Here is a 26,963-nt window from a genome sequence, read left to right on the forward strand (position 1 = left end):
ACCGGAAGCCGGTAGGGATAATGCTCCATCGCGGAGTGTCCCCTTGTTTGCTGCCGACGCCAAAACTCTTGCCCGCATCGCGCCGACCATTCAGCGGGTGGTGGTTGTCGATCCGAATCCGGCGGCGGCGCGGTTGCTGCTCGACCTGATGAAGAGCCTCGGCTCCCGTGAGGTGGTGCACGAGACCGACGAGCTGCGCGCCATGGATTCGATCCGCGAGATCGAGCCGGGATTGATTTTCACCGAACGGGCAGGGCCGCGTCTGGATGGCGAGGGCTTCACGCGCAAGCTGCGCCGGTCGAACCTGGCCAGCCGACGCTCGCCGGTCATCATGGTGACGGCGGAAGCCACGGCGAACTCCATCAAGGGCGCACGCGACTGCGGCGTGCACGAATTCCTGCGCAAGCCTTTCACCGCGACGGATCTGTTCCGCCGTGTCGAGAACGTGGCCCTGAAGCCGCGCGACTGGATCGAAGGCGTCGCCTACGTCGGGCCTGACCGTCGCCGCTTCAACTCGGGCGAATACGCCGGGCCGCAGAAACGCAAACAGGACAAGCCGGCTTCCGGAGCCGCCGCGGCCGTGGCGGTCAAGGATCAGGCGATGAGAATTCTCGCCGCGGCTCTCGCCCAGTATGACAGCGACCCGACCCAGGCCGTACGAGCCGCCCGTCAGCAGGCCGAAACCCTGAAGGCGCTGGCCATCAAGACGGCGGATGCAAAGCTGGCAATCGCCGCAGCGGGTCTGGAGGCGCTGTTGGCGGCCGGAATGCCGACCAAGGCAGCGCTGGCCCAGCCGATCGGCGGGCTTCTGGCTCTGCACGAGCCGGAGCAGCTGGCCCGGGCCTCCTGAATCAAAAAAGCCCGGCTCGTGGAGCCGGGCTTTTCTTTTGAGCGCTAGCAAGAATCAGGCGTCGACGAGGTTCCGCTCTTCGGCGGCGGCGCGCATGGCCTTTTGCAGCTTCTCGAAGGCGCGGACCTCGATCTGACGCACCCGCTCGCGGCTGACGCCGTACTGGCTGGCCAGTTCTTCGAGGGTCACCGGATCGTCCTTGAGGCGACGCTCGGTCAGGATGTGCTTCTCACGATCCGTCAGCTCGCCCATGGCTTCCTGAAGCAGGCCCATGCGCAGCGACTTCTCTTCGTTGTCGGCAAGGGCGGTCTCTTGCGAGACCGCCGTATCGTCGGCGAGCCAGTCCTGCCATTCGCTTTCGCCGTCCACGCGCAGCGGCGCGTTCAGCGAGGCGTCGCCGCCGAGACGGCGGTTCATGTTGGTGACCTCTTCCTCGGTCACGCCCAGCTTGGTGGCGATGGCCGAGAGGTGCTCCGGATGCAGGTCGCCTTCCTCGAAGGCCGAGATCTGGCTCTTGGCCTTGCGCAGGTTGAAGAACAACTTCTTCTGCGCGGCGGTGGTGCCCATCTTCACGAGCGACCAGCTGCGCAGGATGTATTCCTGGATCGAGGCCCTGATCCACCACATGGCGTAGGTCGCGAGGCGGAAGCCCTTGTCCGGGTCGAATTTCTTGACGGCCTGCATCAGGCCGACGTTGCCTTCGGAAATGACTTCGCCGATCGGCAGGCCGTAGCCGCGATAACCCATGGCGATCTTGGCCACGAGGCGAAGGTGCGAGGTGACCAGGCGGTGGGCGCTCTCGGCGTCCTGGTGTTCAGACCAGCGCTTGGCCAGCATGAACTCCTCGTCCTTGGTCAACATCGGAAACTTGCGGATTTCCGTGAGATAGCGCGACAGTCCCTGTTCAGGCGACATCACCGCGATCGATTTCAGTGCAGCCATAGTCTGATCCCTCCGACCCGTATCAACGAGCGGGCTCTCCGGTTCCGGCCACCGAGTGTGCGCCGGGCCCTCACCCCTCAACCAATCAAGTAGCTACGGGTTTCCGCACATTGTAGGGGCGGATCGTCACACATAAGCGTGACCGTGTTCCTGGCGCCACTTGCACCGGTCGAGGAGCTATATAGCGACTAGTCCGTCCTTAATCAAGACTGACTATGTTGCCCCAGCTCAGAGCGCGGCGAGAAGGGTCTCAAGGGCGGCCATATCCCGGGGAAGGGCAGTCTCGAAGCGAAGCGTCTTTCCCGTCACCGGATGGACGAAGCCGAGAACGGCGGCGTGGAGCGCCTGCCGACTGAGGCCGGCCTCGGCGATGGCGGCGCGGACGGATGAGGCGGGGCTGCCCGAGCCGTAGACGGCGTCGCCCAGGATCGGAGACCCTTTGGAGGCCAGATGGACCCGGATTTGATGGGTGCGCCCGGTATGCAGGGTGCAGGCGACACGGGCAGCGAGGGGCGCGGCGCCGGATTTTGCGGGAACGGCGAAGGCGCGGTGGACAACATAGTCGGTGATGGCCTCACGCCCACCGCTGCGCAGCACGGCCATCTTCTTTCGATCCGAAGACGACCGGCCGATCTGGGTCTGGATGCGGCCGCTGGTAGGGGAAGGCGCGCCGCGGGTCAGGGCGATATAGGTGCGCTCTATGTCGTGGGTCGCGAACAGGGCGGACAGGCCCGCGTGCGCCCGGTCGGTCTTGGCGGCGACCATGACGCCGGACGTGTCCTTGTCCAGGCGGTGGACGATGCCGGGGCGAGCGACGCCGCCGATGCCGGACAGGCTGTCGCCGCAATGGGCCAGGAGGGCGTTGACCAGGGTTCCGGTCTCGCAGCCCGGCGCCGGATGGGCGGCCATTCCCGCGGGCTTGTCGATGACGATCAGGTCGGCGTCCTCGTAGAGGACGGTCAGGGGGATAGCCTCGGGCTGCGGCGTAGCCGGGGCGACGGGGGGCAAGGCGACGACGTAGAGGCCGGGTTGGGCCTTTGCCGAGCCGCCGGTCAGGATAATGCCATCGCGGCTGACGGCGCCTTCGGCGAGGAGTGCCTGCAAACGCGCACGCGACAGGGTCGGGAAGGCTTCGGCCAGGGCCTTGTCCAGCCGAATCCCGGACGCGTCGATGCGCGCCTCCAGAAGTTCGGTCGGGAGAAGGCCGTCCTCGTCAATCAGATCAGGGTCGGACACCGGGCTCTCCTAGCACGAGGCGCGGCTTGCACGACACATAACTCGGTTCAATAGTGAAGCTTGGAAGGGAAGGGGTCCAATGAAGAAGGTTCCGATCGCTGGCAGCATGATCGCCGCAGCCATGCTGCTGGGCAGCTGCGCGACCATGAGCGAGGACGAATGTCTGGCCGGCGCCTGGAGGGAGAAGGGGTATTCCGACGGGGCCGCGGGCTATCCGATGTCGCGTTTGGACGACCACGCCAAGGCCTGCGCCAAGTTTCAGGTGACGCCGGAGCCGGCAGCCTACAGCTCGGCGCGCGAGGCGGGCCTCAGGACCTACTGCACCTTCGATCGGGGATGGGCCGAGGGACGGTCCGGCAATACCTATCACGGCGTCTGTCGTCCCGAGGAAGAGGCGGCCTTCATGCCGGCCTATCAGGACGGGCTGCGGCTGCACGGGGCAGAAGAGGCCGTGGAGACCGCTACGAGCGCTCTGAACAGCGCCGTGGCCCGGATCAGGGACAGAGAAGACAAACTGGACGCCAAGCAGCGGGAATTGCGCGGCGAGGGCCTGACGGACGAACAGCGGCAGCAGATTCGCGATCGTATTCAGGAGGTTCGGGGCGAAATCCGCGACGCGCGTCGCGATGCCGACGCCGCCAACGCCGCGCTGGAACAGGCTGAATGGGATGTGCGCCGGGTGCGGCGTGAGCTGAGCGACCGCTATCCGGTCTAGAATTGAAAAGGGGCGGCCTTTCGAGCCGCCCCTTGGTCTTGTCAGGCGGCCTTGACGGCGGCGCCGCGGAAGGACGGATCCAGAGCGCCGGACGCGTAGCGCTTGGCCATCTGGGCGGTGGACATCGGCGTGATCTTGTCGGCCATGCCTTCGCAGCCGAACTGCTGGTAGCGCTCCTTGCAGAGCTTCCTCATGGCTTCCTTGGCGGGCTTCAGATAGGCGCGCGGATCGAACTCGCCCGGCTTCTCGACCAGAACCTTCCGGATCGCGCCGGTGATGGCCATGCGGTTGTCGGTGTCGATGTTGACCTTGCGCACGCCGTGCTTGATGCCGCGCAGGATTTCCTCGACCGGCACGCCCCAAGTCTGGGGCATCTGGCCGCCGTAGGCGTTGATGATGTCCTGCAGGTCCTGCGGCACCGACGACGAGCCGTGCATCACCAGGTGGGTGTTGGGCAGGCGGCGGTGGATTTCCTCGATCACATTCATGGCCAGCACGTCACCGTCCGGCTTGCGCGTGAACTTGTAGGCGCCGTGTGAGGTGCCCATGGCGATGGCCAGGGCGTCGACCTTGGTGGCGGCGACGAAGTCGACGGCCTGATCCGGGTCGGTCAGCAGTTGCGAGTGGTCCAGCTTGCCTTCGAAGCCGTGGCCATCCTCGGCCTCGCCCATGCCGGTTTCCAGCGAACCCAGAACGCCGAGTTCACCCTCAACCGAGACGCCGCAGCTGTGCGCCATCTCGGTGACGCGGCGGGTGACGTCGACATTGTATTCGTAGCTGGCGGGTGTTTTGGCGTCCTCTTCCAGCGAGCCGTCCATCATCACCGAGGTGAAGCCGTACTGGATGGCGGTGGCGCAGGTCGCCGCGCCGTTGCCGTGGTCCTGGTGCATACAGACCGGGATGTTCGGATAGAGTTCGGCCAGGGCGTCGATCAGCTTGGCCAGGACGATGTCGTTGGCGTAGTTGCGGGCGCCGCGCGAGGCCTGGATGATGACCGGGGCGTTGACCTCATGGGCCGCCTCCATGATCGCCAGGCCCTGCTCCATGTTGTTGATGTTGTAGGCCGGCAGGCCGTAGTCGTTCTCGGCCGCGTGGTCGAGCAATTGCCGCAGCGTGATGCGCGCCATTGTGTAGTCCCCTGATGTCAGTCTGTTTTATTTTGCCGGGAGACTAGCGCCGCGACGCGATAAAGTCACGTCATGTAACAGCCATTACGCCGCGTCACCTTGCCCGAGGAGCCTGATGTTCAGGTGCGCAGGGCCTCTACGCCGGGCAGGGGCTTGCCCTCCATCCACTCCAGGAAGGCGCCGCCGGCGGTGGAGACGAAGGTCAGGTCGTCAGCCACGCCCGCGTGATTCACGGCCGCGACCGTGTCCCCACCGCCCGCGACGGCGATCAGGACGCCCGCCTTCGTCCGGTCCGCGACATGCTTTGCAGCGGCGACGGTGGCGGCATCGAAGGGCGGGACCTCGAATACGCCGAGCGGGCCGTTCCAGATCAGGGTCTTCGAGCCGTTGATCGCGGCGTTCAGCTTCGCCACCGTCTCGGGGCCGGCGTCGAGGATCTTGTCGTCGGCGGAGAGCGTCTCGCCCGCCTTGACGGTGCGGGCCTCGGCGCCCGGCTTGACCTCGGTTGCGACGACAACGTCGACGGGCAGCAGCAGTTCACAGCCGGCCTTCTCGGCATTGGCCATGATCTCGCGGGCGGTGTCGGCCATGTCTTTCTCGGCCAGCGAGCCGCCGATATCGAGCCCTTGCGCGAACAGGAAGGTGTTGGCCATGCCGCCGCCGATGGCGAGCTTGTCGAGCTTGCCGACCAGGTTCTTGAGCAGATCGAGCTTGGTCGAGACCTTCGATCCCCCCACGATCCCGATCACCGGCTTCTGCGGATTGCCGAGCGCCGCATCCAGCGCCTCGAGCTCGCGGCGCATCGACTCGCCGGCATAGGCGGGCAGGTGGTGGGCGACGCCTTCGGTCGAGGCGTGAGCGCGGTGGGCGGCCGAGAAGGCGTCGTTGACATAGAGGTCGGCCAGTTCGGCGAGGCTGGTCGCGAACTCTGCGTCATTGGCCTCTTCCGCAGCGTGGAAGCGGACGTTTTCCAACAGGACTACGCCGCCGGCGTCGAGACCGTCGATGGCCGCATGGGCCGGGCCGCCCACACAATCCTCGGCGAAGTGGACCGGGGCGCCCAGCAGTTCGGCCAGCGGGCCCGCCAGCGGCTTCAGGCTCATGGACGGCACGACCTGGCCCTTGGGGCGGTCGAAGTGAGCCAGCAGCGCGACCTTGGCGCCGGCTTCCCGCAGCTTGTTGATCGTCGGCAGGGCGACGCGCAGCCGGGTGTCGTCGGTGATCTTGCCCCCCTCCATCGGCACATTGAAGTCCACGCGGACCAGGGCGGTCTTGCCGGCCAGTGAACCGGCGTCGTCGAGGGTGCGGAAGGTCATGGAAATCTCGGAAAGTTGGGGCGGGGAAAGCTGGACTGCAGGAATTCGGATCAGAGTATTCGGGTTTTACGGACGGCCTCGATGGCGATCACACCCATACCGCCAGCGGCATAGGCCGCAAAATCCCGAAGGTCGTACGCGCTGCCCAGAACGGTGCGCGCAAGCGCGTTGCCGCGGAGGCCGAGAGCGTCGATGAAATTCAGCGCTTGGGCGAGCTCTACGGCGAAGGCGAAGGTCAGGGTGGCCGCCACCTCCGGCAAGACCGGCAATGGCGTGAGGGCTCTAAGCACCAGATAGATCAGGCCGATCACAAGGGCGTCGCCCAGATAGGGGCGGATAAAGCCATCGTGCACGAACAGGGCGATGAGTACTTCGACGCCAAACACGACCAAGGCCGCCAAGGCGTAGAAGCCGCGCTCGCTTTGGCGAACTGGGCCGCGCGCTGCCGACACCGCCGTCGGAGTTCGCGCGGCCCTCACGATCAGAGGAACTTGGCCATCACCAGAGCCGTGTCGGCCATGCGCGAGGCGAAGCCCCACTCATTGTCGTACCAGGTCAGGACGCGGGCCAGCTTGCCGTCGACGACCTGGGTCTGGGGCAGGGCGGCGGTCGAGGAGGCCGCGATGTGGTTCAGGTCGTGCGAGACCAGCGGCTCGACGGTCGTGGCCAGGACGCCCTTCATCGGACCGTCGGCGGCGGCCTGCAGGGCGGCGTTGATCTCCTCGACGGTGACGTCGCGCGAGGCGACGACCTTCAGGTCGACGACCGAGACGTTCGGGGTCGGGACGCGGATCGAGGAGCCGTCCAGCTTGCCCTTCAGTTCCGGCAGGACCAGTCCCAGGGCCTTGGCGGCGCCGGTCGAGGTCGGGATCATCGACAGGGCCGCGGCGCGGGCGCGGTACAGGTCCTTGTGCATCGTATCCAGCGTCGGCTGATCGCCGGTGTAGGAGTGGATGGTGGTCATATAGCCGCGCTCGATGCCGAACAGGTCGTGCAGGACCTTGGCGACCGGGGCCAGGGCGTTGGTGGTGCACGAACCGTTGGAGACGATGATGTCGTCGGCGGTCAGGGTCTCGTGGTTGACCTTGTAGACGATGGTCTTGTCGGCGTTGTCGGCAGGCGCCGAGACGAGCACGCGCTTGGCGCCTGCGGTCAGGTGGGCCGAGGCCTTGTCCTTCGACGTGAAGATGCCCGTGCACTCGAAGGCGATGTCAACGTTCAGTTCGGCGTGCGGCAGCTTCGAAGGATCACGCTCGGCGGTGACCTTGATCTTGCCGGTGCCGACGTCGATCCAGTCCTCGCCCGAGGTCACGGTGCCGGGGAAGCGGCCGTGCACCGAGTCATAGCGGAACAGGTGGGCGTTGGTCTCCACCGGACCCAGGTCGTTGATCGCCACGACCTCGATATCCGTGCGGCCATGCTCGACGATCGAGCGGAGGACGAGGCGGCCGATGCGGCCGAAGCCGTTGATGGCGACGCGAAGGGTCATGGGCGGGCTCCTGAAGCGGGTGGATTATCGTTGGCGCTTCAATGGGGCTCTCGCGCACGAGGATCAACCCCGCGGGCGTAACATCGCGTGATGAACTGTGACGCTTGGCGCTGCGGAAACCGTTGTCAGGCCGTCCGGGTCTTCAGGGGCAGAACCATCAGGGCGGTCAGGCCGCCTTCGGGGCGGCTGATCAGGGTCACGTCGCCGCCGGCGCCGCGCGCCGCCTGACGCGCCACCGACAGGCCCAGACCTGCGCCCCCGGTTTCGCGATTGCGCGACCGCTCGCCGCGCGCGAAGGGCTCGAACACCGTCTCCAGTTCTTCCTCGGGCAGGCCCGGGCCGTCGTCCTCGACCGAGATCACGGCCTGATCGTCCAGCAGGAAGGTGCGGACCCGCGCGGCGTCGGCGAACTTGACCGCGTTCTCGATCAGATTGGCGATGGCCCGGCGCAAGGCCGCCGGATCACCCTCGACCGGCAGGGCGCGGCCGCCGTCGAAGGTCACCGCTGCGCCGGTCTCGGAAAAGCCGCTGGCGCAGTCGCGGGCCAGGGCGTCCAGATCCAGAGGCTCGCGTCGGTCGGCCTGGGTCTCGCCGCGCACGAAGGCCATGGCCTGGCCGATCAGGGCGTCCATTTCCTCGACATCGGCGACCATGCGGTCGCGCAGCTTCGGCGGGGCCTGCTCGACCCGGAACCGTATCCGCGTCAGCGGGGTGCGCAGGTCATGGGCGATGGCGGCGATGGTCTGGGTCCGTTTACGCATGTGATCACGCAGTGAGGCCTGCATGTCGTTGAAGGCCCCGATGGCGGTGCGCACCTCGGTCGGACCGGTAGGTTTCAGAGGGTCTGCGTCCGGATCGGCGCCTAAGCGTTCGGCGGCCTCGGCGAAGACCCGGATCGGCCGCGTCAGACGCCGCGCCAGCAGCCAGACGATCGGCGCCAGGATCAGCATCGAGATCAGCAGCGAGATCAAAAGCCGCTTTTGCCATGGCGAAATCAGGCTGCGCGGCGGCTCCACCGTCGCCCATCGACCGTCCGGCAGCTTCACCGAGGCGGAGAAGGGGTCGAAATTCAGCCGGTCGGCGATGATGTTGAACTGGCGGGTGGTCTCCACCGCCCCCGCATTCTGGCGGTGGATGGTGACGCGGGTCGAAACGTCTGCCGAGGTCACGGCATTCGGAGCCATGCCTCGCTCCGGGTCTGGAGCGGAGTGATCGGGGCGGATGTCGGGTGGCGGCGGCCCGTCCGGCCGCGTCAGAACGAAACTGGTCGTAAAAAGCGGCCGACCGTTAGGATCCATCCCCGGGCCCTGACCGGGGAAGGGGCCAGGGCCGTTGCGCCGACGCCCCATGCCGAAGGGCGGGCGGCGGTGTTCGATCCGGACGCGGACGTTCTCAACGGGGGTTTTCAGTCTCTGCGCCAGCCCGGCGGTGACGAAGGTCACCAGCGGGTCGTTCGGGCGCCGGTTGTTTTCACCATCGAGCGCGATCGGGTGGTCGCCGAGCTTGCGCACCAGCTTGCGTCCGTCGCTCGTCTTCGCGGGTTGGCCCTGCAGGGCGGCGGCTGCCGAGGCCAGGCTGAAACCCGGGGGGGGCGGTTCGGGCGCCAGGATGATGACGGCGAAGGCCACGGCCTGGGACATGACCACGGCCAGCGCGGCCAGCGCCCCGACGGACACCAGCACCGGCAGCGATGAAGGTCGCTTCACCGGCGGCTCACCTTGACGTCGAAGCGATAGCCTTCGCCGCGCACCGTCTGGATCATCTCCAGACCCGAGCCGTCATCCAGCTTCTTGCGCAGGCGGCTAATCTGGACGTCCATGGCGCGGTCGAAAACGTCGGCGTCGGCGCCGCGCGCAGCCTCCAGCAACTGGTCACGCGTCAGGATGCGTCCGGGCCGTTCGGCGAAGGCGTTCAGAAGCGCGAACTCGCCACCCGACAGCCCGACCAGCATTCCGTCCGGTCGCGTCAGTTCGCGCCGCATCAGATCCAGCCGCCAGCCAGCGAAGGTCAGGGCGGGACCGCCCGCCGGGGCCTCTTCGTCTCGCGGGCGACGCAGCACGGCGCGCACCCGGGCCAGCAACTCGCGCGGATTGCAGGGCTTGGCCAGATAGTCGTCGGCGCCCAGCTCCAGGCCGACAATCCGGTCGGTGTCCTCGCCCATGGCGCTGAGCATGACGATCGGCGGGCCGTTGCCGCTGAGCCGGCGCACGACCGACAGACCGTCTTCGCCGGGCATCATCAAATCCAGCACGATCAGATCGATGGAAGCGGCGGCAAGGGCGCGGTCCATCTCGGAGGCGGAGGCGGCGCCGCTGGCCTCATAGCCATGCTGACCCAGATAGTCGCAGAGCACTTCGCGGATGCCGGGGTCGTCGTCGACGACGAGAATACGGGAGGGGATTTCCATGAGCATGGCCGCCTTATGCCGATGCCGATGCATCGCATCATTGCAGCGGTGAAACAAATCCATGCAGTTCTGAAATATCCGTGCAAGCCCGGCGTGGTCGATGACGGCGTCCAGAACGGAGACACCACGAATGCTTATCGCCATGATCCTCGCCGGCCTCGTCGCCGATCCCGAAGCGATCCAGACCCCGCCTGAGCCCCGTACCGAGATTCACCGGGATGTTCGCGTTTTCACCACGGGGCTCGACGGCCCCCGTTCTGGCGCCCTTGGTCCGCACAATATGACCATGGACAAGAACGGCGACGGTTTCGTCACCCGTGAAGAGTTCACCGCCCCCCAGACCCAGGCCTTCGACTTCCTCGACAAGAACCACGACGGCAAGATTTCGACCGATGAGTTCGCTGAGGGCCGCGCGGCGGCCATGGTCGTGCTCGGTGGTCCGGGTGGTCCGGGTGGTCCGGGTGGTCCGGTCCGCGTCCATGTCGGTGGTCCTGAGGGCGCCTTGTTCAACGGCCAGTTGGGCAGGCCCGAAGGCGGAGACACCCGCGTCTTCGTCACCCGCCTTGGCGGCGCGGACGGCGACCTGCCCCCGCCGCCGCCGGGCGCCCGCATCCAGATCGACCGCATCGGCGGTCCGGGCGAGGGGCCCGGTGATCTGGACAAGGACCACGACGGCAAGGTCAGCGAGGAAGAGTTCCTGGCGCCCCTGCGTGAAGCCTTCCAGCGCGCCGATGCGGATCATTCCGGCTTCATCGAAAGCGGTGAGAAGGGCGAGGGTGGCGGCGTCCATATCTTCACCCGCCGGATGAACACCTCCGCCGAATAAGGGCCGGGCTGACAAGTTCGGCATCGCGCTTGAGAACCGCCGCATTCGCGGCATAGGGTGGCGGAGATGATCTCCGCCACCCTTCTTCTTGGTCAGGGCCTTTACGGCAGGGCTTTGTACCGGCGACTGATTCCGGCGGTGGCGGCGCTCAGCATGCTGACGGTCGGCCCGGTGCGCGCGGGCGATGGCCCCATCCCGACCGCCGCGTCCGCCCCGGTTTCCGCACCCTCATCGACGCCGGATCGCGACCGGGCGCGCATGAACCAGCGGGTCTTCGACCAGGTCTGGACCGAGGTTCAGCGGGACTACTACGACCCCTCGATCCATGGGCTGGACTGGCGGGCGGTGCGCGCGACCTATCGGCCCCAGGCGTTGGCGGCGAACAGCGACGGCGCACTCTATCGTGTGCTCGACCGGATGCTGGATCTGCTCAACGACGATCACGCGGGCGTTGCGCCCCCGGCCGCGGTGCGTCGCCAGGACCTGCTGCGCGAGCGCCATCCGGTGATGGGCGTCACCCTCTATCCCGAGGACGATGGCGTCTATCGGATCGAGCGGGTGCGTGCGGGCTCCCCGGCGGAGGAGGCGGGCGTCCGCGTGGGCTGGCGGCTTCGTCCGGACGACAACAGATGGAGTCCCGATCTCGACGTGGTCGATGGTCAGGCGATCGCCCTGAGGTTCGTGGACGAGGCTGGCGCGCTCCACGACGTGACCGTCATGCCGCGCGAGATGGACGCCCTGCCGGCCTTCGTCGCCGACCGGTCGAGGCCCGGTGTTCTGGTGTTGCGGGTCGAGGGTTTCGAGCCCGGCCTGGGCGACTGGATGGGCGATCAGCTGGCCGACCTGCCCGCCGACACCGACGTGGTTCTCGATCTGCGCGCCAATCCGGGCGGCTTGCTGATGGAGGCCGATGCGGTCCTGTCCTGCTTCCTGCCCGATCGGCAAGTCTGGGCGACCCGCACCTCGCGCAGCGGCCGCGCCTCGACCCTGCGCGTCCAGCCGGGCTGCGGAACCCTCGACGCCCCGGCGCCCAACGCCCTCGCGGTGCTGGTGGATCGCTCCAGCCGCAGCGCAGCCGAACTGACCCCCGCCGCCCTGCAGGAAGCCGGCCGCGCGGTCATCGTCGGCGAGAAGACCGCAGGCGCGGTTCTCATTTCGCAGGACAGTCGGCTGCCCGACGGCGGTCGCCTGACGCTCAGCCGCTCGGACTTCGTCACCCGTGGCGGGGTTCGGCTCGAGAAGCGCGGCGTCGCTCCCGACGTCACCGTCGCCGATGCCGATGAACCCGCGTCCGCAGCGGCGCCCGACCCCGCGCTCGACGCCGCGGTGGCCACCCTGCGACAGCGTGACGTCGCGGCCGGTGGAGGAGCCGCCGCCCAAGCCTTGTCGATACAGGCTTCGCCGTTCTAGCCTGAGCCCATGCGCGGGCGGCCCTTTCCTCTTTCGAAGCGACTGGTCGCGCCGCTCGGCCTGGCCCTGGTCCTGCTCGGGGCTTGCGCGACCCTGCCCGGCGCCAATGAACGACGCGTGCCCGAGGTCGCCGCCGTCGCAGACGCCTCTCCCGAGCGGCTGGCGCTCAACGCCCGGGTCTATGATCTGGTCGTGGAGGCGGTGTCGGAGCAGCATTATCAGCGCGAGGAGCGCGGGGCCCACTGGCTCGAACAGGCGGCGGAAAAGCGCGCCGAGGTCGTGGCCAGTCAGGATGAGGTCGGCTTCTATCGCGGCCTGAACGGCGTGCTGGCCGAGCTGGGTGACAAACACACCAACGCCACTCGGCCCTACGCCAACCGCCTGACCCGCCAGCGTCGCCTGGGGGAGGGGCTGGAGTTCGGCTTCTCCCTGGCCGGTGCGGGCGAGGGCTTCGTCGTGGATCGGGTGCGGCCTGACGGCCCGGCGGCGAAGGCGGGGCTTCAGCCCGGCTGGCGCGTCGATACCGTCGATAGCGAACCCTTCGTCCTGACCGGCTCCTATCTGGAGGGCGAGCATCAGTGGGGCTTCACCGACGCCGAGGACCAGCCGCACCTCGCGACCTTCGCCGCCGCGCCCTTGCCGCGCGAGGTGGGCTATGTCGAGCACACGCCCGAAGGGGTTCTGGTGATCACCTTCAACACCTTCGACGGCCCCAGCCGCGAGTGGGTGCAGGCCCAGCTGGCCGCTGCCCAGGCCGATCCGCCGCCGGGGATCATCATCGATCTTCGCGGCAACGGCGGCGGCGACGCCTGGGAGCTGCGGCGCATCCTGTCGCCCTTTTTCACCGAGCCGATCGCCTTCGGGATCATCGATTCCGGTCCGATCTTCGGCGGGGTGCGCAAGACCGGGCGGTGGCGCACGCCGTGGACAGGGCCGCTGGCCGTTCTGATCTCGGGACGCACCGCCAGCGCCGCAGAGCTGTTCGCCGCCGCCGTTCAGGAGAGCAGGCGCGGTCCGGTGGTCGGCTCGAAATCCGCCGGTGCGGTGGTCGCTTCACGCCATTTCGACCTGCCGGACGGCGGCATGCTCAGCATCGGCGTCCGCAGCTTCCGCACGGCGGCGGGGGTCACGCTTGAGCACAACGGGGTGACGCCGGATGTGGTTACGGCGCCGACGCTGGATGAACTGAGGCAGGGCCGTGATCCGACCCTGCGTGCGGCCGTCATCGCCCTTCTGGGACAGGCAGCGGTGTCCGAGCCTGAAACTATCCCCGAACCGGCCTGACCTTGCCGGCGGCCTCGCGGGCCCGGTCGCGGGCCTCGTCGGTGGTCGCGCCCCGCGCTGTGGCGACGCCCATGCGCCGCCGCTCGAAGGCCTCGGGCTTGCCGAACAGACGCAGGTCGGCGGTCGGGACCGACAGGGCCTCGGCGACGCCCTCGAAGGCGATCCCCACCGCTTCCATTCCGCCGTAGATCACCGCGCTGGCGCCGATCTCACGCTGGCTGACGTCGACCGGCAGGCCCAGGATGGCGCGGGCGTGCAGGGCGAATTCGGACTGGGTCTGGGTGGCCAGGGTCACCAGCCCCGTGTCGTGCGGCCGCGGAGAGACTTCCGAGAACCAGACCTGATCCCCCTTCACGAACAGCTCGACGCCGAAGACACCGAGACCGCCGAGCGCCGCCGTCACCTTGCCCGCGATGTCCTGCGAGGCGGCGAGGGCGGCCTCGCTCATCGCCTGGGGCTGCCAGCTTTCGACATAGTCGCCGTTGACCTGACGGTGGCCGATCGGGGCGCAGAAGTCGGTGCGGACCTGACCGTCGGCGCCCAGGGAGCGGACGGTCAGAAGGGTGATCTCGAAGTCGAAATCGATCCGGCCCTCGACGATGACCCGCGCCGTGTCCACCCGCCCGGCCGACTGGGCATAGGCCCAGGCGTCGGCGATCTCGTCGGCGTTCTCGACGAACGACTGACCCTTGCCGGACGAGGACATCACCGGCTTGACGAAGCAGGGGTAGCCCACCGCCGCTGCGCCCGCCGCCAGTTCCTCGGCCGAACCGGCGAAGTCGAAGGGGCTGGTCGCCAGACCCAGGTCTTCGGCCGCCAGCCGACGAATGCCCTCGCGGTTCATGGTCAGCTGCACCGCGCGCGCGGTCGGGATGACCGTCGCCATGCCCGCCGCCTCGATATGGGCCAGGACGTCGGTGGCGATGGCCTCGATCTCGGGCACGATGATGTGCGGCGCCTCGGCCATGATCACGCCGTTCAGCACCTGCGGATCAGTCATCGGAATGACGTGGCTGCGGTGCGCCACCTGCATGGCCGGGGCGTTGGGATAGCGGTCGACCGCGATCACCTCGGCGCCCAGCCGCTGCAGTTCGATGGCCACCTCCTTGCCGAGCTCGCCCGAGCCCAGAAGCATGACGCGGATCGCGGTGTCCGAAAGCGGGGTGCCGAGTTTCATGGCGGGCATGGGGTCAGGCTCCTTTGGCCGGTTCGATCAGGTCCCAGGCGTTGCCGTAAAGGTCTTCGAAGACCGCCACCACGCCATAGGGTTCGTGTCGAGGCGTCTCGCGGAAAGTGACACCCGCCACCGTCAAGGCCGCATGGTCGCGCGCGAAGTCGTCGGTCTCGAGAAACAGCCAGACCCGGTCGCCCGCCTGTTTGCCGACGGCCGCGATCTGCGCCTCACTGGTCGCCCTGGCCAGCAGCAGGGAGGCGTCGCCCCCTTTCGGCGTCACCCGCACCCAGCGCTTGCCGCCGCCCATGTCGGTGTCCTCGCTCAGGTCGAAACCCAGCGCGTCGACATAGAAGGCGATGGCCTCGTCATAGTCGCGGACCAGCAGGCTGACGGCGCCCAGACGGCTCACGGTGCGGGCGCCGCATAGAGCTTGCGGAACGCGTCCAGCGCCGCGCCGTGATAGATGGTGGCGTGGCTTTCCGCCGGTCGCGGCTGGAAGCTCCAGCTCACGCCGGGCAGGGCGTGATCGCGCAGATTGGCGATCAGGAGGTCCATCGGCGCCTGCATCTCCTCGCCTTCGTCGCCGAGGGTCAGGATCAGGGTGTGGGGATCATTGGACTGGTCGCGCAAGCGGGCGCCCGACTGGCGCGCCAGTTCACCGCCGTCCCACCACAGGCTCGGGCTGACGGCGACATAGGCGCCGAACATCTGCGGCTCCTTCAGGAAGGTCTCCACGACGAACAGCCCGGCCAGGGATTCGCCCATCAGGGCCGTCTCGCCGCTGGTGCGGAACCGTCCATCGATGAAGGGCTGCACCTCCTCGCCGAGGAAACGGCGGAAGCGCTCCGACTGTCCCTGGGTCGGGTAGCGGGCGATCAATTCCGGATTGGTCGTCGGCAGGGCCAGTTCGTTGCGGCGATCCACCGAGGCGACCCCCACCACGATCACGTCACGGGTCGTGCCGACGATGGTCCCCAGCTGGGCGATGCCCGAGATGTGGTGGAAGTCCTGATCCTGCCCGCCGTCCAGCACATAGAGGACGGGGTAGGTCTTGCCGCTGTCGGCATAGCCGGGCGGCAGCCAGACATTGATCTCGCGCGTCGCCCCCATCACCGCCGAGGGCAGGGCGAAGGAGCGACCGATGACGATCGGCGTCTCTGCGACTGAGGGTGCAGTCACCGTCTGGGCGTGGACGGCCGGCGCGAGGGCGAGCCCCGCGGCCAGACCGACCGCCGCCGCCAGACGGCGAGCGTGGATCACAGCCGGGCCTTGGCCGCGGCGACCACCGCCTCGGCGGTGATCCCGAACTTCTCGTACAGGACCTCGGCCGGGGCCGAGGCGCCGAAGGAGGTCATGCCGACAAAGGCGCCGTCTTCGCCGATGAAGCGTTCCCAGCCCTGTTTGATCGCGGCCTCGACGGCGACGCGGACCGTGCCGCGGCCGAGGACCGAGGCCTGATAGGCCGCGTCCTGCTTGTCGAACAGCTCGACGCAGGGGACGGAGACGACGCGGGTGGGCGTGCCTTCGGCTTCCAGGGTCTCGGCGGCTTTCAGGGCCAGGGCCAGTTCCGTGCCGGTGCCGAACAGGGTGACCTTGGCCTCGCCCGAGGCCGCCTTGATCTCATAGGCGCCCTTCGCCGTCAGGTTCTCGGCCGAGGCGACCGTGCGGACCGCCGGGGTCTTCTGGCGCGACAGGCACATGGCCGAGGGCGTCGTCTTCGCTTCAAGCGCGATCTTCCAGGCTTCCATGGCCTCGACGGTGTCGGCCGGGCGGAAGACATAGAGGTTCGGGATGGCGCGAAGGGCCGCCAGATGTTCGACCGGCTGGTGCGTCGGGCCGTCCTCGCCCAGACCGATGGAGTCATGCGTCAGGACGTGGATGGCGCGAACGCCCATCAGGGCGCCCAGGCGGATCGCCGGGCGGCTGTAGTCCGAGAACACCATGAAGGTGCCGCCATAGGGGATGACCCCGCCGTGCAGGGCCAGACCGTTCAGGGCCGCGGCCATGCCGAACTCGCGGATGCCCCAGTTCACATACCGACCCTCATAGGTCGGGGCGTCGAAGATCGGGGTGTCCTTGACGAAGGTGTTGTTCGAACCCGTCAGGTCGGCCGAGCCGCCGATCAGTTCCGGAATGGCGGCGAAGACCTCGTCGAGCGCCGCGCCCGAGGACTGGCGCGTGGCCTGGGCCGGCTTCGTTTCGATCAGTTCGGCGATCTTTGCGTCCAGCTTGGCGAAGGCGGTTTCCGGCAGATCGCCCTTCATGGCGCGGGTGAAGTCGGAGGCCTGTTTCGAGGCGGCCAGACGCGCTTCCCAGGCCTTGCGGTGTTTGGCGCCCTGACGGCCGATCTTGAGCCAGGCCTTCTGGATGTTTTCCGGCAGTTCAAACGGGTCGTGGTCCCAGCCCAGACCCAGACGGGTCGCGGCGACCTCGGCGGCGCCCAGGGCCGCGCCGTGGGTCTTGTGGCTGCCTTCCATGGTGGCGGCGCCCTTGCCGATCCTGGTCTTGCAGGCCAGCAGCGTCGGCTTGTCCTGTTTGGTCGCCCACTTCAGCGCGGCCTTGATGGCGTCGTTGTCGTGACCGTCGACGGCCTTAACCGCCCAGCCAGCGGCCTTGAAGCGAGCCTTCTGATCGGTGGCGTCCGACAGCGAGACCTTGCCGTCGATGGTGATCTCATTGTCGTCCCACAGGACGGTCAGCTTGTTCAGCTTGTAGCGGCCGGCCAGGGCGATGGCTTCCTGCGACACGCCTTCCATCAGGCAGCCGTCGCCGGCGATCACCCAGGTGCGGTGGTCGACCAGATCGTCGCCGTACTTGGCCGCCAGATGGCGCTCGGCCATGGCGAAGCCGACCGAGGTGGCCAGGCCCTGACCCAGAGGCCCCGTCGTGACCTCGACGCCCGGCATATGGCCGTACTCGGGGTGGCCCGCGGTCTTCGATCCCCACTGGCGGAAGTTCGACAGCTCCTGCTTCGTCGCGGCCTTGTAACCGGTCAGGTGCAGCAGGGCGTAGATCAGCATCGAGCCGTGGCCCGCCGACAGGATAAAGCGGTCGCGGTCGGCCCAGTCGGGGCGCGAGGCGTCGAACTTCAGGAATTTCGAGAACAGCACCGTCGCCACATCGGCCATGCCCATCGGCATCCCGGGGTGACCGCTTTTCGCCTTTTCGACGCCGTCCATGGCCAGGACGCGGATGGCGTTGGCCATCTGCTTCTGGGTCGGTTTCACGGAATCGGTCTTGGGGTCGGTCATAGCGGGCGACCTTTCGTAGATGGGGCGTTTGATCGGAGGGCGGTAAAATTGGGTGCGCCGCTTTACCCCGAGCCGTCCACGGGTTCTATAAGAAATCTGGAGGATGCGACTGATGGCCGACGCCACGACCGCCGCCAAGGACCGGGTCGACCGGGCTCTGGCCGCACTGGAACGCAAGGTGCTGGAGTTGAAGGCGAGACCGGCCTCGGCGCCGGCGATCGCCGACGACGACCTGTTCGCCATTCCTTCGCCGGGCGCGAGCGCGTCCGATCCGGCGGATCAGGCCCGAATCGAAGCGCTGGAAGCCGCCGGCCGGGACGCCTCCGCCGCCCTGGCGCGCGCCGCGGATCAGCTTCGCGGCTTGCTGTCGGTCGATCAGGAGCCGGAGGACTGATGGCCACCGTCACTGTCGATATCAATGGACGCCCCTATGCCGTCGGTTGCGCGGACGGTCAGGAGGAGCGTGTCCGCATCCTGGCCAAACAGTTTGACGGCCATGTGCGTTCGGTAGCGGGCGACGTCGGCCATGTCGGCGACCTGCGCCTGTTCCTGATGGCGGCCCTGCTGCTGGCGGATGAACTGCATGAAGCCCGGCTGACCCTGCAACATGGCGCTCCGGTCGCTGCCCCGGCGCCCGGCGTCGCCTCTGACGGCGTCGCAGAGGCCCTCAACGCCGTCGCCGCCCGTCTCGAGAAACTCGTCCAGACGATCTGACCAGCCCGCCTTGTGAGCGCCCGGTTCAGGGCCTATCTTGATCGACGGCGGGTCCTGCTGCGGCTCTCGTCGGAGGCGACATATCCTCGCGGCCTTAATTCACTCGAAGGGAGCTGTCCCTGTCCGGCCTCGTGGGGCTGGGTATATGGCGCCCACCTGGTTATCCAGGCTCGAGAGGATTTCAACTGTCCTCCACGGCTCTTCGCGGCGCCGCCAACCCTTCCTTCTTTGGGCGCTACCGCTCGCGACGCGGTCGCTCGCTGCTTGAGCGCGGTTGTGATGATCTCCGACAAGCCCGCTCTCCGCGCTTCGATGCGCGCCCTCCGCAAACGACTGGCCGGGACGGATCCGCTGGCCGCCGAACGCGCCGCCGATCATTCGGACTCCCTGCCTGCCGCCGAGATCGTCGCCCTCTATCGCGCCATGGGGTCCGAACTCGAGACCGACGCCCTCGCACAGGCCCTGTCCGCTGCGGGCCGGACCCTCTGCCTGCCGGTGGTGCTGGAACGCGACGCGGCGATGATCTTCCGCCTCTGGTCGCCGGGCGAGCCGCTGGAGCTGGACGCCGCCGGCTGTCCCGCGCCCCTGCCGCTTGCCGCGACCGTCGTCCCCGATCTGATCCTGACGCCGCTGCTGGCCTTCGACGACTTCGGCGGGCGGCTGGGGCAGGGGGGCGGCTTCTACGACCGCACCTTCGCGGTCCTGCCCGACGCCATCCGCATCGGCTTCGCCTACGCCGGCCAGCGCCTTGAGCGCGTGCCGATGGAAGGTCACGACCAAGGTCTGCATGGCGTTCTGACCGAGGTGGGCTATACCCCGGCGCGAAAGGTCCCCTAACCCATGCGTCTTGCCTTCTTCGGCGACGTGATCGGCAAGTCCGGTCGCGACGGCATCAGCGATCATCTCCCCGGCCTCAAGCGCGATCTGAAGCTCGACTTCGTGGTCGTGAACGCGGAAAACGCGGCCGGCGGCTTCGGCATCACCGAGAACACCGCGCGTGAGCTGTTCATGGCCGGCGCCGACTGCCTGACGCTGGGCAACCACAGCTGGGACCAGCGCGAGGCCCTGACCTATATCGTGCGCGAGCCGCGCCTGATCCGCCCGGCCAACTATCCCCGGCTGATGGACGCGCCCGGCGCCGGCGCCAATCTGTTCGAGACGCACAGCGGGCGCACCGTCCTGGTCATGAACGTTCTGGGCCGCATCCACATGGATCCGATGGACGACCCGTTCAGCGCCGTGGACCGGGAGCTTAACGCCGCCCCGTTGGGCGCCGTCGCCGACGCCGTCATCGTCGACATGCACGCCGAGGCCACCTCCGAGAAGATGGCCATGGGCCATTTCTGCGACGGCCGCGCCTCCCTCGTCGTCGGCACCCACACCCACGTCCCCACCGCCGATTGCCAGATCCTGCCGGCCGGCACCGCCTACCAGACCGACGCCGGCGGCTGCTGCGACTACGACAGTGTCATCGGCAATGAGAAGGAAGAGCCGCTCCGGCGCTTCACCACCCGCATCTCGCAGGGCCGCTATTCCCCGGCTCACGGCCCCGCCACCATCTGCGGCGTCTTCGTCGAGACCGACGACCGCACGGGGCTCGCCACGCGCGTCGAACCCATCCGTGTCGGCGGCCGCCTTAGCCAGGCGATCCCGGTGGTCTGACGGACGCTGTTCCCGGTCTTGATCGGGAGCGACTTCTCTCCGAGGTTGGCGCGGCCTTTCAGGAGACCGCCATGCCTCTGACCCCGCCCTTCCGAACTTCAGCCTGTCCGGCAAGCGCGCCCTCGTGACCGGGGGCGGGCGGGGCATCGGCGCGGCGGGCGCGGCGATCTTCGCCCAGGCCGGCGCCCACGTCACCCTGTGCGCCCGCACAGCCTCCGACGTCGACGCGCGCGTCGCCGAAATCCGCGAAGCCGGGTTTCAGGCCGACGGCTTCACCCTCGACGTCAACGACATCGCCGCCGTGGAACGCGAGATCGCAGCGCGCGGCCCCTTCGACATCCTGCTTAACAACGCCGGGGCCAACCGCATCCGCTCGATCCTCGAGGTGACGGAAGAAGACTACGACGCCGTCCTCGACCTCAACCTCAAGGCGGCCGTGTTCGTCGGCAAGGCGGTGGCGAAAGGGCTGGTCGAGGCCGGCCGCCCCGGTTCGATCATCAATGTCTCCTCCCAGATGGGCCATGTCGGCGGCGCCGGTCGCTCCCTCTACAGCGCCTCGAAATGGGGACTGGAGGGTCTGACCCGCTGCATGGCCATCGACCTGGCCCCGCACGGCGTGCGGGTGAACACCATCTGCCCCACCTTCATCGAGACCGCCCTGACCCGTCCGATCCTCGACACGCCCGGCACGCGCGACTTCGTCCTGAGCCGCATCAAGTTCGGCCGTCTGGGTCAGATGGACGAGCTGACCGGCCCCCTCCTGTTGCTGGCCTCCGACGCCTCCAGCCTGATGACGGGCAGTTCGGTCATGGTCGACGGCGGCTGGACGGCGGGCTGATCCGCGGTCTGCGGGAAGTGCGCTTGACTCGACTACGCATGTAATCCACAAAGATTACGAACGTAATCTTCAAGAGGATTCGATGTCTCGCTCCGCCGCCTTCCTCGCGACCGCTTCCATCCTGTTGCTGTCCACCGCCGCCCAGGCCGAAAACGCCGTCCATCCCGGCGGTACGGGTCAGAAGGTGCCATCGGTCATCCTCGACGCCGGCCCCATCGCCAAGGTCTGCCTGTTGCTGATGATCGTCGCGGCGATCACGGCCCTGGTTCTGGGCGTGACCTCACGCCTTCGCCGGACGGCGACCGGCCAATCCTTTGTCTCCAGCCTGCGCCTCGGCGGGCCGCTGTTCGCGGCGGCCGTGGCCATCTACCTCGGCGCCAATATTCTGGTGCGGATCAACTATGATGGCGGACTGCCGCCTTTCCACATCATCTCTCCCGGTCTGGCCGAGATCGCCGTGGTGGTTCTGGCGGGTTTGCTGGCCTCGGTCGCGGCGGTCTTCGCCCACGGCTGGATGGCGCAGCGCCAGCCCGCCTGACTCCACGCGCCGATCGAACCAGAACAGCAACCCTCGGGAAATCCCATGTCCGCTCCAAACCCCATCACCCCGCTCACCGTCTTCCTCGATGCGTCCGTGCCGGTGAAGGTCATCGTGCTGGCCCTGGTCGTCGCCCTGATCGCCGCCGTCGTGGTGACGGCGCGCAAGGTGATGTCCGGCCCGCATCTGAACGGCGGCTCGACCTTCCTCTCCGCGTTGCGCCTGGGTGCGCCGCTGCTGGGCCTGCTCGGCGCCGCCTATAATCTGCTGATGATCTTCATCGGGGTCTCCAACAGCGGATCCCAGCCCTTCAACGTCCTGGCCCCCGGACTCGCCGAGGCCGCCTTCCTGCTGGTCCTCGGCCTGGTCGTCGGCGTCGTGGCCGTGATCTGTCACTGGATCATCGAGGCGCGGGTCGACCGTCTGGTGCTCAAGGCCTGATGGCCCGCATTCCCGTCACCGAAGCCGAGAGCGAGGTTCTGGCCGCCCTCTGGCGCAAGGGCCCTCTGTCCTTCGCCTCCCTGATCGATGAGGTGAAGTCGATCCAGCCCTGGGGCGACGCCACCATCAAGACCCTGCTCAACCGGCTGATGCACAAAGGAGCGGTCCGGTCGGTGCGCGAGGACGGCCGCCAACGCTACCACGCCGAGATCGACCGTCGGGCCTATGTCGACGGCGAGGTTCAGGCCCTGGCCGACCGTCTGTTCGCTGGCGACCGCGCCGCCCTGATCCGCGACCTGTCGGAAACTTAATGCCGGCGGGCGCATCCGCCGGGCCGCAGCCGCGCCTCTGAACAGAAACCCTGTCGGAGACCTCCATGCTGAAGATCCTCGCCGCCGTCGCCGCCCTGGCGCTACCTTCCGCCGCCCTGGCCCAGACCGCGCCCGCGCCGAAGCCTGAGCCTATTCAGGTGATGATCGTCGGGACCTTCCACTTCGACAATCCGGGGCAGGACATCAACAACGTCGTCGCCGACCCGGTCACCACCCCGGCCAAACAGGCGGAACTGGCCGCCGTCGCCGAGGGCCTTCGCCGCTTCCACCCGACCGCCATCGCCGTCGAGCGGATCGCGACCGATGCAACCACCCTGCTGGATCAGCGCTACCCCGCCTTCACCCCCGCCGACCTCCTGACCAACGCCGATGAGCGGGTCCAGATCGGCTATCGGCTGGCCAATCTGGAGGGCCTGACGCGGGTCTACGCCATCGACGAACAGCCCGATGACGGCGAACGCGACTACTTCCCCTTCGACAAGCTGATGGCGTGGGTCACCGCCCATCACAAGGAGGCCGAGCTGGCGGCCGTCAACGCCCCGGTCGCCGCCTATGTCGCCGATCTGTCGGCGCGCCAGCGCACCGAGACCCTCGGCGCCCTGCTGGCCGACAACAACCGCCCCGACCACCCGATCAACGGCACGATGGACCTCTATTACGGCCTGCTCCAGTTCGGGGACGCGGTGGAACAGCCGGGCGCCGAGCTGAACTCGGGCTGGTATGAGCGCAACGCCAAGATCTTCGCCAAGCTGATGCTGACGGCCAAACCCGGCGACCGGATCGTCATCGTCTACGGCGCCGGCCATGCCTATTGGCTGCGCCACTTCGTCGAGAACACGCCCGGCTATGTCCTGGTCGACAGCGTCCCCTACCTCGCGGGGACCTGATCGGTCAGGCCGAGACGATCTGTTTAAAGCCGCCGAAGATCATCCGCTTGCCGTCCACCGGCATCTCGTTCATCGCGGCGGCCATCTTCTCGTTTTCCATCATCTTCTTGTTCGCCTCGTCACGTACCTCCCGCGAGGGATAGGTGATCCACGAGAAGACGACGATCTCGTCCTCCTCCGCCATGACCGCGCGGGGGAACGACGTCAGCTTGCCATAGGGGACGTCGTCCGCCACGCATTCCACCACGCTCAGGGCGCCCAGTTCCTTGAAGATCTGGGCGCTCTCTTCGGCGATCCGCTTGTAGTCCTCGATCTTGTCCTTCTTCACCGCGATGATGAAGCCATCGACATAGTCCATGCGCGTCTCTCCCTTGGGGTCTTCGCCCCGAGCTTGCTGCGTCAAGACTGACTCAAGAACCCGCGTTCGAACAGGTTCCCTGCCGGTGGCGAAGGGTCGCGGATCAGGCCTCCATCAGCCCCGGCTTGCCCGCCTCAATGGCGTATTTGGCCCGGGTGGTCAGGACGCCGTCGCGGTTGTGGATCTGGTCCAGCACCTTGAACTCGGTCTGCCAGCGCTCGGGCGTGACGTCGCAGACCACATAGCCGCGCTGGCTGTTGAGGAACTTCAGCTGCGGATTGGCGGCCATGAAGGCGGCCCATTCCGGCTTCTGATCGACGCCGTCGCCGCCCGAGCTGATCGAGGTGCCGACGAACTCGCTGGCGATCGGATCGCCTTCCGGGTGGCGGCCGTCGAGGAACAGATTGCCGGCGAAATTCTGGTGCTCATCGCCTGTCAGGACCACGGCGTTCGACACCCGGCGGTCCTGCATATGCTTCAGTAGCCGGCGGCGCGGCGTCGAATAGCCGGCCCAGCTGTCGGGATTGACGCTCCAACCCTCGCCGGAGTTCCGGTTCAGGTCCATCATCATCACCTGCTGCGCCAGCACCTTCCAGGTCGCGGTCGAGCGATCCAGGTTGTTGAACAGCCAGGCCTCCTGCGCCTGCCCCAGGATCTGGGCCTCGGGCGCATCGATGGCCGCGCAGTTGGCGCCGAACCGGTCGCCGCAGGGCTGGTCCGAGCGGAACTGGCGGGTGTCGAGGAAGCTCAGGTCCATCAGATTGCCGTACTGGGCCCGGCGATAGAGCTGCATCGACGAGCCGCGCGGGAAGGCCGACTTCCGCATCGGCATGAACTCATAGAAGGCCTGCATGGCCGCCGCCCGACGCAGCAGGAAGATCTCGGACGGGGTGCCGTCCTGATCGATCTCGCCCACCCAGTTGTTGTCCACCTCATGGTCGTCATAGACGGCGAACCAGGCCGCCGAGGCGCGGGAGGCCTGCAGGTCCGTATCCATCGTGTATTGCGAATAGCGCCGGCGATAGTCGTCCAGGCTGTAGATCTCGCCGCCCAGATGGACGCGCGGATTCTCCATCGGACCGGCGGCGTTCTGATAGGTCGGATTGCCCCGGCCTTCGTAGATGTAGTCGCCGTAGCAGAAGATGAAATCCAGATCCTCGGCCGCGATCTTGCGGTGAGCGGTGTAGAAGCCGCTCTCATAGGCTTGGCAGCCGACGATGCCGAACTTGGCCCGGTCCATCGCCGCGCCGACGGCGGGCGTGGTCTTGGCGCGGCCCACGCCGCTGCGCTCGGTCCCGACGGTGAAGCGGTAGAAGTACGCGCGGGCCGGCTCCAGTCCCTCGACCTCGACGTGAACCGAATGGCCCAGTTCCGGCCGGGCGATGGCCTCGCCTGAGCGGACCACGGTGCGGAAGCCGCGATCAGCCGCCACCTCCCACTGCACCGCCATCGGCTGATTGGGCATGCCCGAGCCGTAGGCGAGGGGATCGGGCGCCAGCCGCGTCCAGATCACGAAGCCATCGGGTTGGGGGTCGCCGGCGGTGACGCCCAGCCGGAAGGGGTTCACGTCGAACGCCGCCTGGGCCAGGGCCGGGCCGGTCTGCGTCAGGGCCAGGCCGCCGCCGAACGCGGTCAGAAGTCCCCGGCGGGACAGGTCGAAACGGGTCATGGGGCGGCCTCTGAACGGGTGAGGTTTCCGCCCTACGCCGGGTTTGCGACAGTGGCGCTTCAGATCTGCGTCAGGCTGCCGCGGCCTCAGGCGAGGTCCGGCGAGGTCGCAATCGCAGGTGTATGGGCAGGCGGCTGCGCAGGGTGACCTGATGCGTCGGGTGGGGTTCGACCGTGCTGATCGCCTCGACCTCGGCGGCCTTGAGCAGGGTCGTCAGGGCGATCATCGCCTCCTGCATGGCGAAGGCGGCGCCGATGCAGACCCGGGGGCCGGCGCTGAACGGAATATAGGCGTAGCGGTCGATGGACTTGCGATTCTCCGGCAGGAAGCGCTCGGGCCGGAAGGCGTCGGGCTCGTCCCACAATAGTTCGTGCCGGTGTAGGATCCATGGCGAGATCAGCACCGCGCAGCCCTCGCCGATGGCCTCGCCGCCGACCACATCGGGTCCCATCGATCGCCGCGCCAGGGTCGGAGCCGGCGGGAACAGCCGCATGGCCTCCTCGATCACCGCCCGCGTCCACGGCAGGCCCTCGGCCCACTTCGGATCGGTGATGTCAAAGGCGTCGGCCTCCGCCTTCAGCGTCTCCGCCACGGCCGGGCTGCGCGAGATCAGATGCAGGGCCCAGCCCAAGGTCCGCGCCGTCGTCTCATGCCCGGCCAGGATGAAGGTCAGGATGTTGGCCGCGACCTCCCGATCGTCGAGGCCTTTTCCGTCTTCGGCCTCGTCGCGCGCGGTGAGCAGGGCGGTCAGCAGGTCGTCAGGCGCGGCCTCTCCGGCCTCGATCCGCGCGCGCCGCCGGGCCACCAGCGCACCCACCCTCTGTTCGAAATAGCGGGCCGAGCGATAGCTGGCGGTCTTGCCCAGTCGCGGAATCCACGACGGCGCATTGAACACGTCCAGCGGATCGATCCGCGCGCCGACCGCCAGATACTGGTTCAGCGCCGCCTCGAACCCGCGCGCATCCCCGTCCAGCTCGTCGGAGAACAGGGTCGCCGACAAGATGTCGAAGGTCAGACCCGACATCTCGGAATCGATGTTGAGCACCCGCGCCCCATGTTCCAGATGCAGGGCCTCGACCCGGGCGCGGCAGACTTCGTCCATCCGCGCCGCCATCTTCAGCGTCCGCGCCGGGGTGAACAGGGGCGCGAGAATGCGCCGCGCGCGCCTCCAGACCTCGCCCTCGGTCAGCAGCAGGCCGTCGGCCAGCATCGGCCCCAGCACCCGGCGCTGCAGGGCGCCCTTCTCATAGTTGGCGGCGTTCTCGGTCAGGACGTGGCGCACACCCTCGGGATGGCTGACGACCAGCACTTCTCCGAGCGGCCCGCGACCGTGCAACTGCGGTTCGGCGAAGTGACGGTCCGACCACATCAGCAGCGGATTGCGCCAACTGATCCAGAGGAACGGGATCAGCCCCAGCGGCTTGGGCGGCCGGGGCGGCGTCCAGGGGCGGAAGGTCTGCGATCCATCGGCCATGCCCCGAACGCTACGCCCGGATC

The 26,963-nt window shown here is 67.8% G+C and carries 29 protein-coding genes and 1 other RNA gene; 15 read left to right on the top strand and 15 right to left on the bottom strand.

Going from position 1 to position 26,963, the window contains the following annotated elements:
- Window positions 1-43 precede the first annotated feature (43 nt).
- Window positions 44-850: a response regulator gene (locus AC1ROD_RS14410; protein ID WP_492948958.1), complete on the top strand. Its 807-nt coding sequence runs from the start codon at window positions 44-46 to the stop codon at window positions 848-850.
- A gap of 54 nt (window positions 851-904) precedes the next feature.
- On the opposite strand, the gene rpoH is transcribed toward AC1ROD_RS14410, so the two are convergent.
- Window positions 905-1,792 carry an RNA polymerase sigma factor RpoH gene (rpoH, locus tag AC1ROD_RS14415; RefSeq protein WP_207870788.1) on the bottom strand — a complete coding sequence of 296 codons (888 nt, stop codon included), beginning with the start codon at window positions 1,790-1,792 and terminating at the stop codon, window positions 905-907.
- Window positions 1,793-2,020: 228 nt separating this feature from the next.
- The gene (locus AC1ROD_RS14420; protein WP_492949077.1) at window positions 2,021-3,013 is read right to left on the bottom strand and encodes an RluA family pseudouridine synthase; all 993 of its coding nucleotides are present in this window, start codon (window positions 3,011-3,013) and stop codon (window positions 2,021-2,023) included.
- A 94-nt stretch (window positions 3,014-3,107) separates the two neighbouring features.
- On the opposite strand from AC1ROD_RS14420, the gene AC1ROD_RS14425 reads away from it, so the two are divergent.
- A complete protein-coding gene (locus AC1ROD_RS14425) occupies window positions 3,108-3,743 on the top strand; it encodes a DUF2799 domain-containing protein (RefSeq protein WP_492948959.1) in 636 nt (211 codons plus the stop codon).
- Window positions 3,744-3,784: 41 nt separating this feature from the next.
- Here the strand turns inward: AC1ROD_RS14425 and fba are convergent, their stop codons facing one another.
- The 6 genes from fba to AC1ROD_RS14455 form a co-directional block, all read right to left on the bottom strand.
- Window positions 3,785-4,870 (bottom strand): class II fructose-bisphosphate aldolase, encoded by a 1,086-nt coding sequence (gene fba, locus AC1ROD_RS14430; RefSeq protein ID WP_492948960.1) that lies wholly within the window; start codon window positions 4,868-4,870, stop codon window positions 3,785-3,787.
- Between the two features lie 119 nt (window positions 4,871-4,989).
- On the bottom strand, window positions 4,990-6,186 hold the full coding sequence (locus tag AC1ROD_RS14435) for a phosphoglycerate kinase (protein WP_492948961.1): 1,197 nt from the start codon (window positions 6,184-6,186) through the stop codon (window positions 4,990-4,992).
- A 50-nt stretch (window positions 6,187-6,236) separates the two neighbouring features.
- On the bottom strand, window positions 6,237-6,587 hold the full coding sequence (locus tag AC1ROD_RS14440) for a ribosomal maturation YjgA family protein (RefSeq protein WP_492948962.1): 351 nt from the start codon (window positions 6,585-6,587) through the stop codon (window positions 6,237-6,239).
- Between the two features lie 80 nt (window positions 6,588-6,667).
- Window positions 6,668-7,675 carry a type I glyceraldehyde-3-phosphate dehydrogenase gene (gene gap / locus AC1ROD_RS14445; RefSeq protein WP_492948963.1) on the bottom strand — a complete coding sequence of 336 codons (1,008 nt, stop codon included), beginning with the start codon at window positions 7,673-7,675 and terminating at the stop codon, window positions 6,668-6,670.
- A 125-nt stretch (window positions 7,676-7,800) separates the two neighbouring features.
- Complete coding sequence (locus AC1ROD_RS14450; RefSeq protein WP_492948964.1) at window positions 7,801-9,381, bottom strand: ATP-binding protein; 1,581 nt, start codon at window positions 9,379-9,381, stop codon at window positions 7,801-7,803.
- On the bottom strand, window positions 9,378-10,082 hold the full coding sequence (locus tag AC1ROD_RS14455) for a response regulator (RefSeq protein ID WP_492948965.1): 705 nt from the start codon (window positions 10,080-10,082) through the stop codon (window positions 9,378-9,380). The genes AC1ROD_RS14450 and AC1ROD_RS14455 overlap by 4 nt, the downstream gene beginning before the upstream one ends.
- A 130-nt stretch (window positions 10,083-10,212) precedes the next feature.
- On the opposite strand from AC1ROD_RS14455, the gene AC1ROD_RS14460 reads away from it, so the two are divergent.
- From AC1ROD_RS14460 to AC1ROD_RS14470, 3 genes are all read left to right on the top strand, one after another.
- Window positions 10,213-10,908, top strand: coding sequence for an EF-hand domain-containing protein (locus AC1ROD_RS14460; protein WP_492948966.1), 696 nt, complete (start codon window positions 10,213-10,215; stop codon window positions 10,906-10,908).
- Between the two features lie 66 nt (window positions 10,909-10,974).
- On the top strand, window positions 10,975-12,318 hold the full coding sequence (locus AC1ROD_RS14465; RefSeq protein WP_492948967.1) for a S41 family peptidase: 1,344 nt from the start codon (window positions 10,975-10,977) through the stop codon (window positions 12,316-12,318).
- Window positions 12,319-12,327: 9 nt separating this feature from the next.
- Window positions 12,328-13,602: a S41 family peptidase gene (locus tag AC1ROD_RS14470; protein ID WP_492948968.1), complete on the top strand. Its 1,275-nt coding sequence runs from the start codon at window positions 12,328-12,330 to the stop codon at window positions 13,600-13,602.
- Here the strand turns inward: AC1ROD_RS14470 and purT are convergent.
- Genes purT through tkt form a run of 4 tightly spaced genes read right to left on the bottom strand, consistent with a single transcriptional unit; the run spans window position 13,583 to window position 18,027 of the window.
- Window positions 13,583-14,788: a formate-dependent phosphoribosylglycinamide formyltransferase gene (gene purT, locus AC1ROD_RS14475; RefSeq protein ID WP_492948969.1), complete on the bottom strand. Its 1,206-nt coding sequence runs from the start codon at window positions 14,786-14,788 to the stop codon at window positions 13,583-13,585. The genes AC1ROD_RS14470 and purT overlap by 20 nt on opposite strands.
- Window positions 14,789-14,792: 4 nt before the next feature.
- Complete coding sequence (locus AC1ROD_RS14480) at window positions 14,793-15,185, bottom strand: VOC family protein (protein WP_492948970.1); 393 nt, start codon at window positions 15,183-15,185, stop codon at window positions 14,793-14,795.
- Window positions 15,182-16,036, bottom strand: coding sequence for an alpha/beta hydrolase (locus tag AC1ROD_RS14485; RefSeq protein WP_492948971.1), 855 nt, complete (start codon window positions 16,034-16,036; stop codon window positions 15,182-15,184). The genes AC1ROD_RS14480 and AC1ROD_RS14485 overlap by 4 nt, the downstream gene beginning before the upstream one ends.
- A complete protein-coding gene (gene tkt, locus AC1ROD_RS14490) occupies window positions 16,033-18,027 on the bottom strand; it encodes a transketolase (RefSeq protein ID WP_492948972.1) in 1,995 nt (664 codons plus the stop codon). The genes AC1ROD_RS14485 and tkt overlap by 4 nt, the downstream gene beginning before the upstream one ends.
- Window positions 18,028-18,139: 112 nt before the next feature.
- On the opposite strand from tkt, the gene AC1ROD_RS14495 reads away from it, so the two are divergent.
- The 10 genes from AC1ROD_RS14495 (at window position 18,140) to AC1ROD_RS14540 (ending at window position 23,439) form a co-directional block, all read left to right on the top strand.
- Entirely contained in the window at window positions 18,140-18,421 is a 282-nt protein-coding gene (locus tag AC1ROD_RS14495; RefSeq protein ID WP_492948973.1) for a hypothetical protein, read from the top strand.
- Window positions 18,421-18,741, top strand: coding sequence for a cell division protein ZapA (gene zapA, locus AC1ROD_RS14500; RefSeq protein ID WP_207870803.1), 321 nt, complete (start codon window positions 18,421-18,423; stop codon window positions 18,739-18,741). The genes AC1ROD_RS14495 and zapA overlap by 1 nt, the downstream gene beginning before the upstream one ends.
- 51 nt (window positions 18,742-18,792) lie before the next feature.
- Window positions 18,793-18,956: non-coding RNA, 6S RNA (gene ssrS, locus AC1ROD_RS14505), on the top strand.
- 64 nt (window positions 18,957-19,020) lie between these two features.
- On the top strand, window positions 19,021-19,578 hold the full coding sequence (locus tag AC1ROD_RS14510; RefSeq protein WP_492948974.1) for a 5-formyltetrahydrofolate cyclo-ligase: 558 nt from the start codon (window positions 19,021-19,023) through the stop codon (window positions 19,576-19,578).
- 3 nt (window positions 19,579-19,581) lie between these two features.
- On the top strand, window positions 19,582-20,403 hold the full coding sequence (locus tag AC1ROD_RS14515; RefSeq protein ID WP_207870804.1) for a TIGR00282 family metallophosphoesterase: 822 nt from the start codon (window positions 19,582-19,584) through the stop codon (window positions 20,401-20,403).
- A gap of 124 nt (window positions 20,404-20,527) precedes the next feature.
- Window positions 20,528-21,241: an SDR family NAD(P)-dependent oxidoreductase gene (locus tag AC1ROD_RS14520; RefSeq protein WP_492948975.1), complete on the top strand. Its 714-nt coding sequence runs from the start codon at window positions 20,528-20,530 to the stop codon at window positions 21,239-21,241.
- A gap of 82 nt (window positions 21,242-21,323) precedes the next feature.
- Window positions 21,324-21,779, top strand: a complete 456-nt coding sequence (locus AC1ROD_RS14525) for a hypothetical protein (RefSeq protein WP_492948976.1) — start codon at window positions 21,324-21,326, stop codon at window positions 21,777-21,779.
- A 45-nt stretch (window positions 21,780-21,824) separates the two neighbouring features.
- On the top strand, window positions 21,825-22,220 hold the full coding sequence (locus AC1ROD_RS14530; RefSeq protein ID WP_492948977.1) for a MotA/TolQ/ExbB proton channel family protein: 396 nt from the start codon (window positions 21,825-21,827) through the stop codon (window positions 22,218-22,220).
- On the top strand, window positions 22,220-22,531 hold the full coding sequence (locus tag AC1ROD_RS14535) for a BlaI/MecI/CopY family transcriptional regulator (RefSeq protein ID WP_492948978.1): 312 nt from the start codon (window positions 22,220-22,222) through the stop codon (window positions 22,529-22,531). Before AC1ROD_RS14530 ends, AC1ROD_RS14535 begins: the two co-directional genes overlap by 1 nt.
- 65 nt (window positions 22,532-22,596) lie before the next feature.
- On the top strand, window positions 22,597-23,439 hold the full coding sequence (locus AC1ROD_RS14540) for a DUF5694 domain-containing protein (protein WP_492948979.1): 843 nt from the start codon (window positions 22,597-22,599) through the stop codon (window positions 23,437-23,439).
- Between the two features lie 4 nt (window positions 23,440-23,443).
- On the opposite strand, the gene AC1ROD_RS14545 is transcribed toward AC1ROD_RS14540, so the two are convergent.
- The 3 genes from AC1ROD_RS14545 to AC1ROD_RS14555 all read right to left on the bottom strand — a co-directional run bounded on the left by AC1ROD_RS14545 (window position 23,444) and on the right by AC1ROD_RS14555 (window position 26,940).
- Window positions 23,444-23,797: a DUF1428 domain-containing protein gene (locus AC1ROD_RS14545; protein WP_492948980.1), complete on the bottom strand. Its 354-nt coding sequence runs from the start codon at window positions 23,795-23,797 to the stop codon at window positions 23,444-23,446.
- 103 nt (window positions 23,798-23,900) lie between these two features.
- Window positions 23,901-25,466, bottom strand: coding sequence for an alkaline phosphatase D family protein (locus tag AC1ROD_RS14550; protein ID WP_492948981.1), 1,566 nt, complete (start codon window positions 25,464-25,466; stop codon window positions 23,901-23,903).
- A 70-nt stretch (window positions 25,467-25,536) separates the two neighbouring features.
- On the bottom strand, window positions 25,537-26,940 hold the full coding sequence (locus AC1ROD_RS14555) for a cytochrome P450 (protein WP_492948982.1): 1,404 nt from the start codon (window positions 26,938-26,940) through the stop codon (window positions 25,537-25,539).
- Window positions 26,941-26,963 lie beyond the last annotated feature (23 nt).

Source organism: Brevundimonas sp. GW821-FHT12E07, from assembly GCF_058807035.1.